General features: G+C 40.5%; 16 protein-coding genes. 7 read left to right on the top strand and 9 right to left on the bottom strand.

The window, feature by feature from the left end:
* Positions 1-61 precede the first annotated feature (61 nt).
* Positions 62-2362 carry an ATP-dependent helicase gene (locus BM192_RS08620; protein ID WP_037442805.1) on the bottom strand — a complete coding sequence of 767 codons (2301 nt, stop codon included), beginning with the start codon at positions 2360-2362 and terminating at the stop codon, positions 62-64.
* A 333-nt stretch (positions 2363-2695) separates the two neighbouring features.
* On the opposite strand from BM192_RS08620, the gene BM192_RS08615 reads away from it, so the two are divergent.
* The 3 genes from BM192_RS08615 to BM192_RS08605 all read left to right on the top strand — a co-directional run bounded on the left by BM192_RS08615 (position 2696) and on the right by BM192_RS08605 (position 5977).
* Positions 2696-4066: a dipeptidase gene (locus BM192_RS08615; RefSeq protein WP_037442803.1), complete on the top strand. Its 1371-nt coding sequence runs from the start codon at positions 2696-2698 to the stop codon at positions 4064-4066.
* A 67-nt stretch (positions 4067-4133) separates the two neighbouring features.
* Complete coding sequence (locus BM192_RS08610) at positions 4134-5045, top strand: glycoside hydrolase family 25 protein (RefSeq protein WP_051760077.1); 912 nt, start codon at positions 4134-4136, stop codon at positions 5043-5045.
* Positions 5046-5476: 431 nt separating this feature from the next.
* Complete coding sequence (locus BM192_RS08605) at positions 5477-5977, top strand: FKBP-type peptidyl-prolyl cis-trans isomerase (RefSeq protein ID WP_037442799.1); 501 nt, start codon at positions 5477-5479, stop codon at positions 5975-5977.
* A gap of 51 nt (positions 5978-6028) precedes the next feature.
* On the opposite strand, the gene BM192_RS08600 is transcribed toward BM192_RS08605, so the two are convergent.
* From BM192_RS08600 to BM192_RS08575, 6 genes are all read right to left on the bottom strand, one after another.
* On the bottom strand, positions 6029-6478 hold the full coding sequence (locus tag BM192_RS08600) for a Fur family transcriptional regulator (protein WP_037438126.1): 450 nt from the start codon (positions 6476-6478) through the stop codon (positions 6029-6031).
* A gap of 1 nt (position 6479) precedes the next feature.
* Positions 6480-6917, bottom strand: a complete 438-nt coding sequence (locus tag BM192_RS08595; RefSeq protein WP_037438125.1) for a hypothetical protein — start codon at positions 6915-6917, stop codon at positions 6480-6482.
* A 14-nt stretch (positions 6918-6931) separates the two neighbouring features.
* The gene (locus BM192_RS08590; RefSeq protein WP_037438124.1) at positions 6932-8149 is read right to left on the bottom strand and encodes an ABC transporter permease; all 1218 of its coding nucleotides are present in this window, start codon (positions 8147-8149) and stop codon (positions 6932-6934) included.
* Entirely contained in the window at positions 8149-8784 is a 636-nt protein-coding gene (locus BM192_RS08585; RefSeq protein WP_316930972.1) for an ABC transporter ATP-binding protein, read from the bottom strand. The genes BM192_RS08590 and BM192_RS08585 overlap by 1 nt, the downstream gene beginning before the upstream one ends.
* Positions 8785-8912: 128 nt before the next feature.
* Positions 8913-9101 (bottom strand): hypothetical protein, encoded by a 189-nt coding sequence (locus BM192_RS08580; protein ID WP_037438123.1) that lies wholly within the window; start codon positions 9099-9101, stop codon positions 8913-8915.
* A 96-nt stretch (positions 9102-9197) separates the two neighbouring features.
* Entirely contained in the window at positions 9198-10820 is a 1623-nt protein-coding gene (locus BM192_RS08575) for an ABC-F family ATP-binding cassette domain-containing protein (protein WP_037438122.1), read from the bottom strand.
* Positions 10821-11020: 200 nt separating this feature from the next.
* Between BM192_RS08575 and BM192_RS08570 the strand changes: the two genes are divergently transcribed.
* Positions 11021-11599 (top strand): nitroreductase family protein, encoded by a 579-nt coding sequence (locus BM192_RS08570; protein ID WP_037438121.1) that lies wholly within the window; start codon positions 11021-11023, stop codon positions 11597-11599.
* Between the two features lie 5 nt (positions 11600-11604).
* A complete protein-coding gene (locus BM192_RS08565) occupies positions 11605-12057 on the top strand; it encodes a 3-oxoacyl-ACP synthase (RefSeq protein WP_037438120.1) in 453 nt (150 codons plus the stop codon).
* Positions 12058-12121: 64 nt separating this feature from the next.
* Here BM192_RS08565 and BM192_RS08560 read toward each other — a convergent pair whose 3' ends face one another.
* Positions 12122-12997: a polysaccharide deacetylase family protein gene (locus tag BM192_RS08560; protein ID WP_037438119.1), complete on the bottom strand. Its 876-nt coding sequence runs from the start codon at positions 12995-12997 to the stop codon at positions 12122-12124.
* Between the two features lie 151 nt (positions 12998-13148).
* On the opposite strand from BM192_RS08560, the gene BM192_RS08555 reads away from it, so the two are divergent.
* The gene (locus BM192_RS08555; RefSeq protein WP_037438128.1) at positions 13149-15653 is read left to right on the top strand and encodes a S9 family peptidase; all 2505 of its coding nucleotides are present in this window, start codon (positions 13149-13151) and stop codon (positions 15651-15653) included.
* 82 nt (positions 15654-15735) lie between these two features.
* On the opposite strand, the gene BM192_RS08550 is transcribed toward BM192_RS08555, so the two are convergent.
* A complete protein-coding gene (locus tag BM192_RS08550) occupies positions 15736-16344 on the bottom strand; it encodes an outer membrane beta-barrel protein (protein WP_037438118.1) in 609 nt (202 codons plus the stop codon).
* A gap of 384 nt (positions 16345-16728) precedes the next feature.
* Between BM192_RS08550 and BM192_RS08545 the strand changes: the two genes are divergently transcribed.
* The gene (locus BM192_RS08545; protein ID WP_037438117.1) at positions 16729-18195 is read left to right on the top strand and encodes a glycoside hydrolase family 130 protein; all 1467 of its coding nucleotides are present in this window, start codon (positions 16729-16731) and stop codon (positions 18193-18195) included.
* The last annotated feature ends 23 nt before the right edge of the window (positions 18196-18218 follow it).

Below are 18218 nucleotides of genomic sequence, written 5' to 3'. Positions count from 1 at the left end.
AGAAGGGGAGGTTAATAAACGCTTCGGGCCCTGTTATCGTATTATGGTCTTAAGGTAAGACTTATTTTACAATGCGCAATTTAGCAAATTTTAATAACAATTGCTTGTTTCCCAGACCCTGAAAAAATACAGTTGCCTTTACATCCGGTAAATTGCCCTCCAGATTCACAATTTTACCAAACCCGAATTTCTCGTGCTCAACTTCCATACCATTCTGGAAAGAGGCTGCCGCATCCGGTGTGAAACCAGGAGTGGGGATATGCGCTGTAGGCAATACCGTCGGTTTAGGACGATTCGCAATAGTTGAGCCGGAACTTTGTCCTGCAGGTTTTGGCTTGCTGAAACTATCCCGCTGCTGAGACCAGGATCTTCTTTCCCCGTCAAAACTATCAGAATCTATACTTGTTTTAGGTGCTTTAACCACTTCCAGCTCGAGGTATTTAGCGTTAATTTCACTAATAAAACGGCTCGGCTCGCAATTTGTCAATGTGCCCCAGCGATATCTTGAGGTGGCATAAGTTAATGTGAGTTTCTTTTCGGCGCGCGTGATAGCTACATAGAAAAGACGGCGTTCTTCTTCCAGATCTGTCCTGGAATTCAGTGACATCTGCGAAGGAAAGAGGTTTTCCTCCAGTCCAACGACATATACATTCTTAAATTCCAGACCTTTTGCAGAGTGGATTGTCATGAGAGAAACGGTCTCTTTATCCTTCTCATCTGCCCGGTCGTCATTGGTTAGAAGGGCGATATCCTGCATAAAAATAGCCAGGCTGCGGTCTTCAATATCTTCACGCTCTGCAAATTCTTTGATACCATTCAGTAATTCCTGAATATTCTCGTAGCGACTGCGGCCTTCGACACTTTCATCGATATGTAGTTCTTTAAGAATACCTGAATGTTGTGCTATGTATAAAGCAGTTTCATATGCATCCAGTTTTTTAGACTCAGCTGCAAAACTCTTAATCAACATCGAAAAATCATTCAGCTGATTGGCAATACGGCCGGCAATATATTTTTGCGGGTCACAGATTACTTCCCACATGGTAATATCATGTTGGTCGGCTGCCACGATAATTTTATCAACGGTGGTGTCGCCAAGTCCTCTTCGCGGATAGTTGATTACTCTTTTTATGGCTTCTTCATCACTCGGATTGAAAGTTAGACGGAAATAAGCGATTAAATCTTTAATCTCCTTACGCTGATAGAAAGATAGCCCGCCATAGATTTTATAAGGAACATTGAGCTTTCTCAGTGCTTCCTCCATTGCCCTTGATTGCGCATTTGTACGATACAGGATCGCGAAATCGCTATAGCTAAGCCCGTTTGAAGTTCGGTCTTGCATAATGGATTCTGCAACAATCTTGCCTTCTTCGTTATCTGTAAAAGCACGGGAAACTTTAATCCTGTCACCAGATTCATTGTCTGAAAAGACATTTTTCTCCAGTTGGTTCTTATTGTTGGCGATAATGCTATTCGCCACTTCTACTATATTTTGTGTAGAGCGGTAATTTTGCTCCAGTTTATAAACTTTTAAGTCCGGATAATCCTTTTCGAAATTCAGGATATTCTGAATATTGGCACCCCGGAATCCATAGATACTCTGCGCGTCATCACCAACAACACAGATGTTCTGGTATGCCGCTGCCAGTTTTTTAACAATTGTATACTGCGAGAAGTTCGTATCCTGATACTCATCTACCATCAGGTATTTAAACTTCTGCTGATACTTATTCAGCACATCCGGATTATTCTTTAACAGCACGTTGGTTTTGAACAGTAAGTCGTCAAAGTCCATTGCACCAGCTTTAAAGCAACGTTTGGTATAAGTTTCATAAATAGCACCAAGCATTGGCCTTTTATTAGAAACATCTTCGGCCTGTATTTCAGCACTGTTAATATACTCCACATGACTCACCAGATTGTTTTTGGCAGAAGATATACGGTTATATACAAAGTTGGCATTGTACAATTTATCGTCCAGCTGCATTTCACGGAGAATGGCACGGATCAGACTTTTACTGTCATCAGTATCATAAATTGTGAAGTTAGACGGATACCCTATTTTTTCGGCTTCCACACGCAGAATTTTAGCAAATACCGAGTGAAAAGTACCCATCCATAAGTTTTTTGCTTCCGTACCAACTACTTTCGAAATACGTTCCCGCATGTCTTTTGAAGCCTTATTCGTAAAAGTAAGTACGAGAATATTAAATGCGTCGACTCCTTTTTCGATCAGATGGGCTACACGGTAAGTGATTACCCTGGTCTTTCCCGATCCCGCACCCGCGACAATCATTGCTGGTCCCTGGGTGTTTTCTACTGCTGCACGTTGCTGAGGGTTTAATCCTGCTAAATAATCCAAATCTTTGTTGTTTTGCTTGATGTGCCGCTGTCAATTAAATTTAACAGCAGATGAAATGCAAAAATAATAAAACGTGCTCTCTTATTTTAAGGATAATGGAAAAATAGGTTAAAAACAATTTATGCGCTTAACGTTGCGGGTTCATAGAACCAGACTACTAAACGAGGGGCGATTTCCCCGCAGAATAATAAATTATAATCTGGTTGCATTGCATATTACAAATGAAGTCTGCAGCAATTTTTGATGCGGATTAAAATTTGATGCGAACCGGAAAATGTGTCCAGGAAAATCGCGTTTAAACAAATACCATATATTTGCAGAAATTCAATTGTTATGCAAGAGATCAAAAAATATGTAGAAGACAATAAACAACGATTCCTGGATGAATTGTTTGAATTGTTACGTTTTCCGTCAGTCAGTGCTGATCCGAAATACAAAGCTGATGTACTTAAAACAGCCGATTTCGTAGCAGCAAAGTTGCAAGAAGCTGGTGCAGATAAAGTAGAAATCTGTCAGACTGCAGGTTATCCGATTATTTACGGAGAGAAAATAATCGATCCTTCTCTACCTACTGTACTGGTTTACGGGCATTATGATGTACAGCCTGCCGATCCTGTTGAATTATGGGATACTCCGCCGTTCGAACCTACCATTCGCGATGGTAAAATTTATGCGCGTGGTGCATGTGATGACAAAGGACAGTTTTATATGCATGTTAAAGCATTTGAACTGATGATGAAGACCGGTACTCTGGCTTGCAACGTGAAATTCATGATTGAAGGTGAAGAAGAAGTGGGTTCATCTAACCTGGGTGTTTTTGTGAAGGCAAATGCCGAAAAGCTGAAAGCAGATGTGGTTTTAATCTCTGATACCTCGATGATCAGCATGGAAAATCCGTCAATAGAGACTGGTTTACGCGGTCTAGCTTATATGGAAGTAGAAGTAACAGGACCTAACAGAGACCTGCATTCTGGCGTATATGGTGGTGCAGTTGCGAATCCAATTACCATTTTATGTAAAATGATAGCTTCTCTTCATGATGAAAATAACCATATCGTAATTCCAGAATTTTATGACCGTGTCGTAGAATTAACTCCAGCGGAAAAGGAAGCTTTAAATTCTGCTCCTTTTGATCTGGACGAGTATAAAAAAGATCTGAATATTCAGGCAGAATGGGGTGAAAAGGGCTATTCAACATTAGAGCGTACTGGTACAAGACCAACATTGGAGGTGAATGGTATCTGGGGTGGTTATATTGGTGAAGGAGCTAAAACAGTATTGCCTTCTAAAGCGAATGCGAAAATTTCCATGCGTCTGGTACCGCATCAGAATTCTGAAGAGATATCTGCAATTTTCCAGAAACATTTCGAGTCTATAGCGCCGGAGTTTGTGAAAGTAAAGGTAACGGCACATCATGGTGGCGAACCCGTAGTTACACCAACAGATAGTATAGCTTACCGCGCAGCGGAGAAAGCTATTTTTGATAGTTTCGGTAAGAACCCAATCCCGACAAGAGGAGGTGGAAGTATTCCGATTGTAGCTTTGTTTGAAGACGTATTAGGCATTAAGTCTGTATTGTTAGGCTTCGGTCTGGATAGCGATGCATTACATTCACCAAATGAAAAGTACGATATATTTAACTATTATAAGGGTATTGAGACACTACCTCTGTTCCATAAATATTTCGCGGAACTGAGTAAATAATAGCAGTACCACATTTAATCTTTATAAAAAGGGTGGCCATAAGGCTGCCCTTTTGTATTTTTGTGCTGTGCCACCAGTTCAGAAGAAAACAACAAACCCAGCCCAGCGTCAGGCTTCAGCTAAAAAAGTCTTACAACCCAATAAACCAGCTACACGAAAGCGGAAAGCGCCGGCTAAGAAAAAGAAGCCTGTTCCGCTTGCACTTAAATTTGCTATAGCGGCTTTACTTCTTGTTCTGGCATCACCTTTATATTACGGCTATATTCTAAAAATGTTTATCTCTGCGAAGCAGTGGGTAATGGATATTGGCGAAGACCCAAATTACCGGTCCTACAAAAGTTATGCAATCAGAATACCAAAAGGATATGAAATTCATGGAATTGATGTCTCTTCTTACCAAGGTAAAATAGATTGGAAAATGGTTAGGGCAATGAAGGAGGATAAGGTTAAAGTTGATTTCGCATTTATTAAAGCTACGCAGGGAATATCTGGTGTCGACCCTTATTTTCAGCGGAACTGGAGAGAGGCGCCGAAAGCTGGCGTCGTCTGTGGTGCATATCATTATTTCATTCCAAGGAAGTCAGGTTTATGGCAGGCCAGGTTTTTTCTGCAGACCGTTAAATTCGATACCGGCGATTTGCCTCCGGTAGTAGATGTCGAAGAGTTAAGTGGGGTAGAGCCCGAAAAAATGCGTGCTGAGCTGAAGGATTTTCTGGATCATATTGAGCAGAAGACCAAGGTAAGGCCCATCATTTATTCCGGGCTTGTATTTTACAGGGATTATTTAAAAGGCCATTTTGATGACTATCCACTTTGGATAGCTCATTATTATCAGGCAGAACTCAAAGCTGGAGCGAAAACCAAGTGGTTTTTCTGGCAGCATTCCGATCGCGCTAAAATCAGTGGAATTAACCATGTGGTAGATTTCAATGTGTTTCGCGGAGATAGTCTCAGCTTTCAGCAAATGCTGATCAAGTAATTATATCCTTTTTATTCTGCAGTTGAATGCTTCTGATTTTTCATTTGATTTTTGTGAAGTCTCTTTTGCATTTCTTCGGGGTTGCTATACCGTTGCGATACCCTTGCTATACCGTTGCCATACCCTTGGTATACCCTTTGGGTAAAGGAAGGGTATACCAAGGGTATGGCAACGGTATAGCAACCAAAGAGAACAAAAGAAGAAAACCTGGCGTGAGGACACGATTCATTAACTGCGTATAGGAGCATGTTTTTATTGTTGGCTATTGTAAATCAATAGAATATGAAATAAGCGGGAACAATTATATATTTCCGTTGTTAAAACATAGGCGATGAAATAAAACAAAAATATATATTTGCCTGAATAAATCAGATCGGCTGGAGGTAACAAAGGTTGAAGAATCAATAAAATTAAAATAAAACAAGATTCCAATGAGTATTAAACCCAATACAGTAGTTTCATTAACGTATGAACTGCATACGACTAATGAAGAAGGACAACAAGTTTTCGTAGAAAAAGCTGATGAGCAGAATGCATTGGTTTTCTTGTATGGTACTGGTATGATGTTGCCTAAATTTGAAGAGCATTTAGCTGGACTGAATGTTGGTGATGAATACAATTTTGAGCTAACTGCCGCTGATGGATACGGAGAGAAAGATCCTGGTGCATTTGCAGATCTGCCAAAAGACATGTTTAAAGAAGTGGATTTACCTAATGTAGGTGATGTTATTCCTTTACAGGACAATGAAGGTAATCATTTCAGAGCAGGAGTTACTGCAGTAAATGATACAACTATTGCTGTAGATTTAAACCACCCGATGGCAGGTAAAAACCTGATTTTCGGTGGAAAAATCCTTTCTGTACGTGAAGCAACTGAAGAAGAATTAAGCCACGGTCATGCACATGGTGCTGACGGTCATGCTGGACACTAATCCAGAATTGGTATACAATAAAAAAAGGCTGCAGATATCTGCAGCCTTTTTTTATTGTAGCTCTGTACCGGATTCTGTCTCCAGCTGAGCACATTTCTCACATATACCGTAAGCAGTTGTGTTAGTCGTGACAGCTTTGAAGCCATGTGGCATTTTTAAATGCGGAGCTTTAACCTCCAGGCAATAGATCTTAAGGCAGCAAGTGCAATTAAAATGCACATGATCATCATGGTGATGATCTTCTGAACAGGCAGCGGAGCAAATGGCGTAATTTGCCGTTCCATTTATATCCATAATCCTGTGCAGGATGCCTTTATCCTGATAAATATTCAGGATTCTGTATAGAGTGACCCTGTCAATTTCCTTTCCTAGTTTCTTTTCCAGTTCAGGTTGCGATATTGCAACGGTGTCCAGTGCTATTTCTTCCAGCACTCTTACTCTTTGTCTGGTATGTTTCAGACCATTTTCTTTCAGTAGTGCTGTGGGGTTAATCTTAGTCATATCAGATAGATTTGGCATTTATTAATGCAACCGGCGGATTATCCATCGCATTGCCTTCAGTTAACCGGAGAGTTCCTTTTACTGTAATAGTGTGGTAGGTAAATTTAATAGGTTCGGCCAGTTCTACCAATACCATAATCGGTACGCCATTCTGACCGCAAAAGAAACACTGATTAATTGGAAGGGTAGACAACATAAACTTAGTCTGTTTCATTCCATCTTTGATAGGAACGAGGTATCCTTCCAACTCAAATGGCTTGTTAGCATACTTTTTAATTTCAGGCGTAAATTTCGCCACCATATGCGTGTCCTTAATAATCTTGAAATCCACCCCGCCGATAATATCCCAGTTCTGAGACATGATCTGATCATTCGGATCATGTTGTGCGTAGGTTTTAAATCCAATAAATAACAGGCAGATCAAAAATAATTTTTTCATGAGGTGTTTATAGGTTAGTTTTTAGCCAGTATTGCAGCGATATCTGCACGATAAGCTTGCCAGGCAGGGATAATAGCCGCAAATATACCGATAGCCAGACCAGCGGCAAATAAATAAATTTCTTCTTTCAGAAAAACCAGCCCACTAAGCCTTGCCTGGCTGCTTTCCTGTCCTGAGCCAATCAGCTCTACGGCGATATGTCCAAGAAGGATGCCTGCAATTGTGCCGGTTAATGTTAATAGGAGGCCTTCTTCTATTACAATCCTGAACAATTTGATCCTGGAGGCACCCAGTGTCCGCATAATGGCCAGGTCATACTGTCTTTCTTTTAATGAATTATAAAGGTTTACAAAAACGCTAACCGCCGCAATGAGCATGATCAGAAATGCAAACCACTGCAAGGTGTCAATCCCTACGCCAATTAGGGAGAACAGTCTTGTGCTTTCCATGGCAGGGGAGGCCGCCTGTAGCTGGGTAGCCGAATTAACCATTCTTGGGAACATGACAACAGACATTGGCGAACGGTACTGGATAAGTAAAGAGGTGATTTCCCTATTTCCGGCTGGCTCTTCTTCTGCGTGTTCATGTTCATTCTCATCGGCATGATCATGCTGCGGTTCTTCATGCATCTTCCATACACTCGCTATGTTGGTAAGGATCAGATTATCGGTTACATTTCCTTGTTTCTGAAGGATTCCCGTTACTTTATAGGCATGGTGATCATGGACGTGTGTATTTTCCGTTAAGCCATGTGCACCCAGAAAGGTATCTCCGATTTTAAGCTGCTGCTGTTCTGCAACAGAAGCACCAATGGAAACTTCGAAATCTTTTTTCCAGAACTGGCCTGATGCATTTTTCAACTGGTAAAGTGCGATATAATTACTGTCTGTACCGATAATCCTAAAGCCTTTGTAATTATCGCCCATGGCTAATGGCACAGCTCTTTTGACAAAGGGGCTGCGGGAAAGTCGCTGGGCATCTTCTAAAGGGATATTGCCGGTAGGATTGTCCATATAATAGATACTGCTCAGGATGAGCTGCAAAGGACTTCCTTTAGCACCGACAACCAGGTCGATATCTTTTGAGTTTTGTGTTAATTTATCGCCGATCTGTCTGGAAGCGAGTAATAAAATAGTAAGTATGCCTGTTCCAAATGCAATGAGCAATATATTTAGTCCCGAGGACAGCGGTTTTGATTTTAAGCTTTTCCAGCTGATTTGTAAAGGGCTCATTACAGGGTATAAGTATGTGTAAACGCTTCTTTAATTCGCTGATCATGAGTGGCAATGACCAATGTAGACTGGTTCAGCTCAGTTTGTTCTTTTAACAGGCGGAGAACAGTTCCGGCATTCTGGTCATCGAGACTGGAAGTGGGTTCATCAGCAATCAGTAAGGCTGGCTTATTAATCACAGCCCGGGCTATAGATGCACGTTGTAGCTGTCCCTGGCTGAGGGTAGAAGGGTATTGGTGTGAAGAAGCTGAAATTGCCAGCGATTCAAGTACTTCCTGAATCCTGTTGCGGTTTTCCGGCAGCCCGGCAAAACTCTGGGCCATCAACAGGTTTTCCTGAATGGTCAGGCTTTTGATCAAATGCGGACGCTGAAATACAATCCCGATATGCAATGCCCTGAAACGGTCAAGCTCTCGTGGTTTTAACTGATAGATTTCTGTTTCATTAATCTCTACCTGACCGGTTGACGGGGAAAGGATACCTGTCAGAATATGCAGGAGCGTACTCTTTCCGCTACCCGAATTACCCAGCAGCAACCATTGCTCTCCCTTGCTCACCTGCCAGTCGTCGAAGTTTATCTTCTTATCCTGGTTATAGGCATGTGCCAAAGCTTTAATACTGATCATCTGCTGCATACGGGTATGACCTGTTTTTTAACAGATTCCGGCTAACCCGGAAAAGGCGGTCATACAAATATACTAAATGCAATACATTTGCAAAAACTCAGGATGTAAATACTTTGTTAAATGAAGATTGGAGAGAATTAGTAATTTTCCAGGAATTCTATACCTTTTTGTGTGATCGTAGCAGAGGGATGTGCACTGTCATCATGGAGAATTACATAACCCAGATCGGCCAGTTCCTGATAAGTATCTTCCATTCCTCCAAGGATAGAAGAGCTCACTTGTTGTTCAATTGTTTCTAATAGTGTTTTGATTTCTGCTCTTTCCATGATTATAAGTTTTGATTTTCTATTAAACAAAAAAAGAGCCACATTGTGTGGCTCTTTTAAACAGACGGGATTAATGTCTGTATTCAGAAATCAAATTTATTTATATAAGTCAGCACGCAATTGTGCTACATCATCACTATTGATATAATCATCATAGCTCATCATTTTATCGATTGAGCCATTTGGCGTCAGTTCAATAACGCGGGTAGCAACAGATTCGGTTAGGGCATGGTCACGTGAAGTGAACAGAATAGTGCCTTTAAAATCTTTCATACCGTTATTCAATGCAGTAATCGACTCCAAATCAAGGTGATTCGTTGGCTCATCAAATAGTAGAAGGTTAGCCTGTTTCAGCATCATCTGAGAGAACATACAACGCATCTTCTCACCACCGGATAATACTTTACAGTTTTTTAGTACTTCTTCTCCTGAAAACAGCATTCTGCCTAAGAAACTTCTTACGAATTGTTCATCTTTATCGGTATCTGAATATTCTCTCAGCCAATCTACAAGATTCATATCCTTCCCTTCGAAATAAGAAGAGTTGTCGTTTGGAATATCACCGATATTAATAGTTACACCGTATTTAAATTCACCTGTATAATCGGTATCACGTCCGGTTAGTACGTTATAGAATGCAGTAGTTGCTAAACTGTTCTGAGAAACAACGGCAATTTTATCGCCTTTGTTAACCATAAAGTTCACTCCTTTAAACAGAAATTCACCATTCACAGATTTGGACAGGTTTTCTACCTGCAGGATCTGATCTCCAGCCTCTCTGGCCAGGTTATTAAACATAATTGCCGGATACTTACGGCTGGATGGTTTAATTTCCGTTAAATCAATTTTATCAAGGGCTTTCTTTCTGGAGGTTGCCTGTTTGGATTTAGAGGCATTCGCACTGAAACGCTGAATAAATTCCTGTAATTCCTTTACTTTCTCTTCCAGTTTTTTGTTCTGGTCACTTCTTTGTTTCAACGCCAGCTGACTGGACTCATACCAGAAAGTATAGTTACCGGAATAAGTATTCATTTTGCTGAAATCGATATCGACGATATGTGTACATACCGCATCCAGAAAGTGCCTGTCGTGAGATACAACCAGTACGATATTCTGATAGTCTGCCAGGAAGTTTTCCAGCCAGGCAATAGTTTCAATGTCCAGGTCATTCGTTGGCTCATCCAGTAAAAGAATATCAGGATTACCAAAAAGGGCCTGCGCTAACAAAACGCGGACTTTTTGCTTCCCGTCCAGTTCTTTCAGTTCTTTATAATGGAATTCTTCTTTAATCCCCAGATTGCTTAACATGGTCGCTGCATTGCTTTCCATGTTCCAGCCATCCATTTCTGCAAATCTGTTTTCCAGTTCTCCTGCACGTTCGCCGTCTTTATCTGAAAAATCTTCCTTCAGATAGATAGCGTCTTTCTCCTTCATGATGTCATAAAGCTCTTTATGACCGATCATAACCGTTTCTAAGACAGAAAAATCATCAAACTCATGATGATTCTGTTTTAAAACCGCCATACGCTCTCCAGGGGTAAAAGCGACGCTACCAGTGGTTTGGTTCACTTCTCCGGAAAGGATCTTCAGAAAGGTGGATTTACCCGCACCATTTGCCCCGATTACGCCATAACAGTTGCCATGAGTAAATTTAAGGTTAACATCTTCAAATAAGGTGCGTTTTCCATAACGCAGGGATAAATTAGAAACTGAAATCATATTGCACAAAAATAAGCCGCAAAGGTAATGAATATTTCATAATATGCCCGAATGCCTTCAGAATCATTAGATCATACGCAATTGTTCAATTTGTTTTTTTAATCTTGTAATTCTCAGATCGGCCCTTCGTCTGATTTAGATAGATTTTCCTGATCTGAGCCTAAACGGACCATCCGTTCAAAATTTGAAACTGATTTAAAATGGAAAAAGAGATAGATATACTTGAATCAATTATTAAACGCCGGCGAAGTATTTTTCCGGTTTCCTATACTGCTGAAGAAATACCTGATGAGCAGATCAGAAGAGTATTGGAAAGTGCAAATTATGCACCTACTCATAAGCTAACTCAACCCTGGAGATTTGTCGTCTGCCGCAAAGAGGCTAAAACCAGACTGGGAAATGAGCTGGCACGTTTATATAAAGAAGAAACTCCGGCAGATCATTTTCTGCAGAAAAAATATGATAGTATAATCAGCAAGGCAGCGCAGTCAAGTTGTATTATCCTGCTTAATGTGCAGTTACATCCGGAGCTGATCCCTGAATGGGAGGAACTTGCCGCATTGGCCTGCGCTGTGCAAAATATGGCACTAACAGCCGAAGCCCTGCGGATCGGGGCATACTGGAGTTCTCCGGGAATGATTGAAAGCCTGCCCGCAGTATTTAACCTGCCGGAGGGCCAGAAGTGTTACGGACTTTTTTATATGGGATATCATCAGGATGTCCCGCGGGACGCTAAGCGTACCGCAATTGAGCACAAAATTACCTGGTTAGAGGACTAAAGAAGATGGAAGATTTGAAAATAGCATTATACCAGGCCTGCCTGGACTTTATACACCAAAGGATCCAAACTGCTGAAACTGCACTGGAGCAGGCGAGAGAAGCGAGTAATGACGATACCAAGAGTAGCGCGGGAGACAAATTCGAAACAACACGTGAAATGATGCAACAAGATATCTCCAGAAATAAACGCCTGCTGGCAGATGCACAGCAGAATTTACAGATGCTGGAATCACTGCAAGATGTACCGGTGAGTCTGCAGGTTAAAAATGGAAGTCTGGTTCACACAGATAATGGTGTTTTTTATATCAGTATAAGTGCTGGTCAGATTAAGCTGGACAGTATTCAGGCTTTTGCAATTTCGGCAGTATCGCCTATCGGGCAACTTTTACTGGGGAAGAAAGAAGGGGAAAGCTTTAGCTTCAACCAGAATCATTACCTGATTGAAAAGATCAGCTAAGTAATCCGGGTACTATATAAAGATGAATTACAAAAAAGGCGGCCATTAATGGCCGCCTTTTTTATTAAAAGCTATTTTTAATACTGTTGCTCAATGTTTTTGGAGTCCAGTAACCGCTTGCTATAATTCTGCGGATGGTAAATAAAGGATCGTTCTCATCTCTCTTTGTGGAAAGTATAAAGGCAGATTTAAAACCTCGTTTTTTGAGTTCCGGGATAGCCTCCGGATTCCACAGACCAAAAGGATAAGCGAAATGATGAATGTCTTTTCCTGTAATATCTTCCAGGGTTTTAGTTGGTTTGTCTATTTGGGTTTCCCAGTCTTTACCCTGATATTTCTTAACATTTTGATGGTCCCAGGTATGGGAGCCTATTGTGTGTCCCTGGTCTGAAAGAGTTTTGATCTGCTCTCTGTTCATGTAATTTGGTCTGCCAATGGAAACAGTCATGATGAAGAAAACTCCCTTAAAACCATATTTTTTCATGGTTGGTTCAGCAATTGTAAACTGATCCAGGTCTGTATCATCAAAAGTAAGCATGATCGGTTTTTCAGGAAGAGGGGCGCCTTCATTCAGATAGGCATACAACTCATCTGGCTGAATCGTATGATAACCGCTGTCTGCCAGCATTTTCATCTGGGCTTTAAAAGTTTCTATTGGAATGATATAGTCTTTGGCCGATTTCGAATCTTTCGGTCTCCAGTCGCGAATCTGGTGATAACATAAAACAGGTACTTGCTTGCGTGCGAGGATAGTTTTAGCATCGGCAACTTTTATATTGGCCGTATTGACAGGAGTTTGCGGTTGATCTGCATTTGTGGTTGTCGTTTCTACGGTAGCGGAGGTGCTGTCAGTAAGTGTGTTTTTCTCTTGTGATTTGGACTGGCAACCTGCGCCGAATAATAAGGCAGCAGCAGTCAGACTAAGCAATTGTTGTTTCATATAGGTGAATAGTAAGATTGCTGCAAAACTAGGAATTCGCGGTTCATAACCCAAATATTACCTCTCAAATGATTTATCCATTTTTAAAATGGATAATTTAGGATTTTTAATATCCGCAGCCCCTCGGGCTGGTATAAATTCTATTGACTACATGAAACATAATTACCTGTTCCTGTTGTTTTTAGCAGGCTTAGGTGGTCAGAGTATTGCTCAGACCAAGACCTACACTCTGACAGAAACTATCAGCGAATCACCGAAAGCCAACTATCAGCTGGCATCTAGATTTTCCCCTGAAAAATTAAAAAAAATCGTTTACTCTACTTCTGTTGATCCGCACTGGTTAAAAAGTAAACGTTTCTGGTATGTTTATGAAACTCCTGCCGGAAAAGATTGGTTTATCGTCGACCCGGGTGCAAAGTCTAAGAAGAAATTGTTTGACCCGGTTAGTCTCGCAGCCGAAATAACTACGATTATCCGTGATCCTTTTGACGGGCAGCATTTGCCAATTGAAAACTTAATCTTCTCTAAGGATGAAAAATTCATCCGGTTTGAAGTGAAAAGCTCTGTTGATGAATTGAAAAAGGATCGTAAAGATTTAAAGGATGCCGATTCGATGCAGAAGAAAACCTATTTCTTTCAATATGAACTGCAGAATTCAAAACTGAAAGTTCTGGAAGATTTTGAAAAGCCTAAAAAAAGACCGGACTGGGCTTCAATTGCACCAGATTCTTCGGCCGTTATTTTCACACGTAACTATAATCTCTTCTGGATGGATAAGGTGAATTACCTGAAGGCCATTAAAAATGAAGAAGATAGTACAGTAGTTGAACATCAACTAACAAAAGATGGCCTTAAATATTATCCTTATGGCCGAAATGGAGATGGAGAAAATAATGAAGAACAGGAAAAAAATGATAAAAAGAGACGGGCTAGTTCTGTGCTCTGGTCACCGGATTCACGTTATTTTGTATTAACGCGCGCCGATACAAGGAAAGTTAAAGACCTGTGGGTAATTAATAATATTTCGAAAGGCCGACCGACACTGGAAACCTATAAATATCAGATGCCCGGCGAAAAAGATGGTCCGCTGGAAGAAGTTTACTTATTTGATTTCAAGAATAAAACGAGCAAAAAATTAGCCGTTAATTCTTTTAAAGATCAGAGTTTGAGTGTTTGGAATACACCTGTGCTTAATACTGACAGGGACAATGAGTTTAAACCTGCCGTCTGGCTGGGAGACAACAATAAATTCTATTTGTCCAGAACAAGCCGTGATTTGAAAAGGGTGGACATCTGTGTTGTCGATCCAGCGACAGGTGCAGTTAAGTCTGTAATTGAGGAACGTTTTAACACTTATGTAGAAGTTAACCGCCCGGCAATAATTAAAGGAACCAATGAAATTATTCACTGGTCTGAGCGCGACGGCTGGGGGCATTTCTATCTGTACGACCAGAATGGTAAGCTGAAAAATCAGATTACAAAGGGACCGTTCCACACCGAAGAAATTATTAAAGTAGATTCCAAAAGCCGTGTCCTGTATTTTACCGCCAATGGTAAAGAGGCAGGTGAGGATCCTTATTACCTGCATTTTTACAGAATTAATTTTGATGGTTCCGGTCTGAAACTGCTAAACAGTGGTAATTTCGATCATACAGTAAGTATGCAGGACGACGGACCTTATTTTGTAAACAACTTTTCCAGGGTAAATACGGCTCCGGCTGCGACAATAATGGATCAGCAGGGCGGCCTGGTAATGAAGCTGGAAACTACCGATCTTTCTTTACTGATGGCAACGGGTTATAAATTTCCGGAGACTTTTAAGGTCAAAGCCGATGACGGGATTACTGATTTGTATGGTGTATTATATAAGCCATTCGATTTCGATCCTAAGAAGAAATACCCAATCATAGAGTATGTATACCCCGGTCCGCAGACTGAGGCTGTGAACAAGGCATTCAGTAAGAGCATGGACAGGACGGAAAGGCTGGCACAGTTTGGTTATATCGTAATAACTGTGGGGAACCGTGGTGGTCATCCCGCGCGTTCTAAATGGTATCATACTTACGGATACGGTAATTTGAGAGATTATGGTCTGGCCGATAAAAAGGTAGCTGTTGAGCAACTGGCTGACAGGTTCAGTTTTATTGATATCTCCAGAGTCGGTATTACCGGGCATTCCGGCGGTGGATTTATGTCTACGGCGGCAATGCTGGTTTATCCCGACTTCTTTAAAGCAGCAGTATCTAATGCAGGCAACCATGATAACAGTATTTACAACAGATGGTGGAGTGAGAAACATCATGGTGTAAAAGAAATAATATCGGCTAAAGGCGATACGACTTTCCAGTACAGTATTGATAAAAATCCGGATCTGGTTAAACAATTGAAAGGACATCTGTTACTAATGACTGGAGATGTAGACAATAATGTCCATCCGGCTAATACCATTCGTGTAGCAAATGCATTGATGAAGGCTGGTAAACGTTTTGAATTCGCTATTATCCCCGGTCAGCGACATAGTTTTGGTACAATGACAGAATACGCTTTCTGGAAACTGGCAGATCATTTCAACAGGTATCTGCTCGGAGACTTTACGACACCTGCACAGGTAGATATCCTGGAAATGGATCGTGAGGTAGAGAAGAATGGTAAGTAATCTACGAATCTTCTAAACAGAAAAGGCCCCGCAATTTGCGGGGCCTTTTCTGTTTTATTCTGTTGTGTATAATTTCTACATATTATAAGTAGAACTGAACACCTAATTTAGGAGCGAAAAAGTTTGCACCTACACTGAAGTTTTTAGAACCACCTACTTTGTCACCGTCAGCATTTTCTAAACGGTTATCATTGTAGCTGATACCTCTAACTGAAAACTCAATACCAATTTTTTTGCTTGGGAAGAATGCAAAACCTGGAGATAAAGCTACACCAACTTGGTTGTTGTTACCAGTTTTAACCATGTTGTTACCTTCAGCATCACCAACTTTAGTGTTACCAAATGTCATTGGAACTGATAATTGACCGAAGAATTTAAATTCATCAGAGATACCTTTATAAGCACGTGCAAATGGGCTAACCTCAAATGCGTTATTTTTAACAGAAGCTGTAGTGCTATAAATCTTAGCGTAAGAGTAACCAATGCCTGTACCTACTGCGAAGTTATCAGAAACAAAATAACCAACTGAAGGAATAACTGCGAAATTGAAATCAGTTTTCTTAGCACCACTTGTTTTATTAGTGTTTAATTCAACGTTACCGCCGATCATAAATTTACCTTGTTCTGTTTGTGCTTGTGTAGTGAAAGCTAAAGCGGAAACCGCTACGAGTGATAATAATAATTTTTTCATTTTATTGTGTTTTTAATTTAACCTTAGCCAGAGGGTTAGTTTTTTAGTTTCTGACTATGTTTGTCATATAGTCAAGCTTGGTGCCAAACAATTATTTAGCTAGTGTGCAGGAAATGAGGTTTTTTGTAAACCGCTATCAGATAGGGAGATAATAAAAATTAGAAATTCCTTTATTATTTTGTTATGACATTCACAGAAAAATAACAATTTGTTAATTTTCTGTTCATACAGACACTTTGACTTTGATTAGTACGATTGTCAGTTTTTTTACGTTCTTGTCATGAAGATGTGACAGGAAAAGAAACATTTTATCTTGCTTTTCTGTGAACTAAAAAAAACTTAAATTCAGGAAATCATTCCGGCTACCTTAGGTGTTAATTAATTATGAGACTATTTATAGAACGCAAACCCGTTAAAGTTTATCCAGACCCAAAACGGGTTATCGCGAGATTTTTCTTTAACGGAGATGATCGTGCAAAAGATGTTATCCGGAAAGTTCTGGAACTATCACCCAAAGATGTTTTTGGACTGATATCACCAATTCTTCAGGAATACTCCAAAAGGCATCGCAATATCACCAAGATCCTGACCAGGCACTGTAAAAAAATAAAGCATGTAATGGACGATATCGAGATTGACTATGAAAGTCTCAGCAAAAATCAGCGTCTACTACTTGGATCGTATTTTACACATGAATATTCTATAGAATCGGCTGCTTTCTTTAATCCTTCTGTGGTCGAAGATCCGGATCAGTCGGAATTGGTAGAAGGGGAGAAGAGATTAATTATAAGTTTTAGGGCTGTAGGGGAAGGACATATTTCCTCCGTTGTATTTAGGCGTGCAATGGTAGATAAAAATGGAAATATAACAGTTAATCCTGCCGGTAATTATATTGATGAGGCGGAGATTATCAGAAATGCGGTGTATAGTAAAAAGCTTTTTTTTAAGAAGGCGGCAGATGCCAGTATCGATTTAAGTATTTTGGACGAAATAGGTAGTCAGCTGGAAGAAAAGTTTGACTATGCATTGTTGCGCAGAATTATTCACTCTTCTAAAAATTTGACAGAAGATGATCTGAAGAAGCTGGAATATGATAAAGTGCTTTGGTTATCGGACACTTATCATGAAATTAGTTTCTCCCGCGACACGGATATTTCAGACCGGGTTATTTTCCCCATTTCAGAATTTGAGCGGAAAGGGATTGAAGATGCCCGTTTTGTACGTTTTATTAAGGAAGATGGTTCCGTTATTTATTATGCAACCTATACCGCATTTGACGGCGCAATGATTCTGCCTAAATTGCTGCAAACTACAGATTTTTACGATTTTAAAATAAGCCCGTTACATGGGGCCGGAGCACAGAATAAAAATCTCGCTCTGTTTCCACGTAAAATTAACGGTAAATATGTGATGATGTCCAGAATTGACGGTTGTAATAACTACCTGATGTATTCTGATAAAATAAATGTCTGGGATAATCCTGTTAAGTTGCAGGAGCCTAGATTTCCATGGGAGCTGATCCAGATTGGGAATTGTGGCTCACCAATCGAAACTGAGGCTGGCTGGCTGGTTATTACACATGGTGTGGGGCCAATGCGCAGATACTGTCTGGGCGCTGTGCTGCTGGACCTTGAAGACCCCTCAATTGAGATAGGGCGTCTGGATGAACCTCTGGTTATTCCAAATCAGGACGAGCGGGAAGGATATGTACCCAATGTGCTATATTCCTGCGGATCTATTATTCATAACGGAGAGCTGATTATCCCTTATGGTCTTTCTGATTACTGCTCTTCTTTTGCGACGGTAAAAATAGATTTGCTATTGGCTAAATTATTAGAAACGGGCCCTTAGGTTTCCGTTTCTAATAAGTATGT

Source organism: Pedobacter antarcticus (genome assembly GCF_900112985.1).
Lineage (GTDB): Bacteria > Bacteroidota > Bacteroidia > Sphingobacteriales > Sphingobacteriaceae > Pedobacter > Pedobacter antarcticus.
This window is presented reverse-complemented; position numbering and strand designations above follow the sequence as displayed.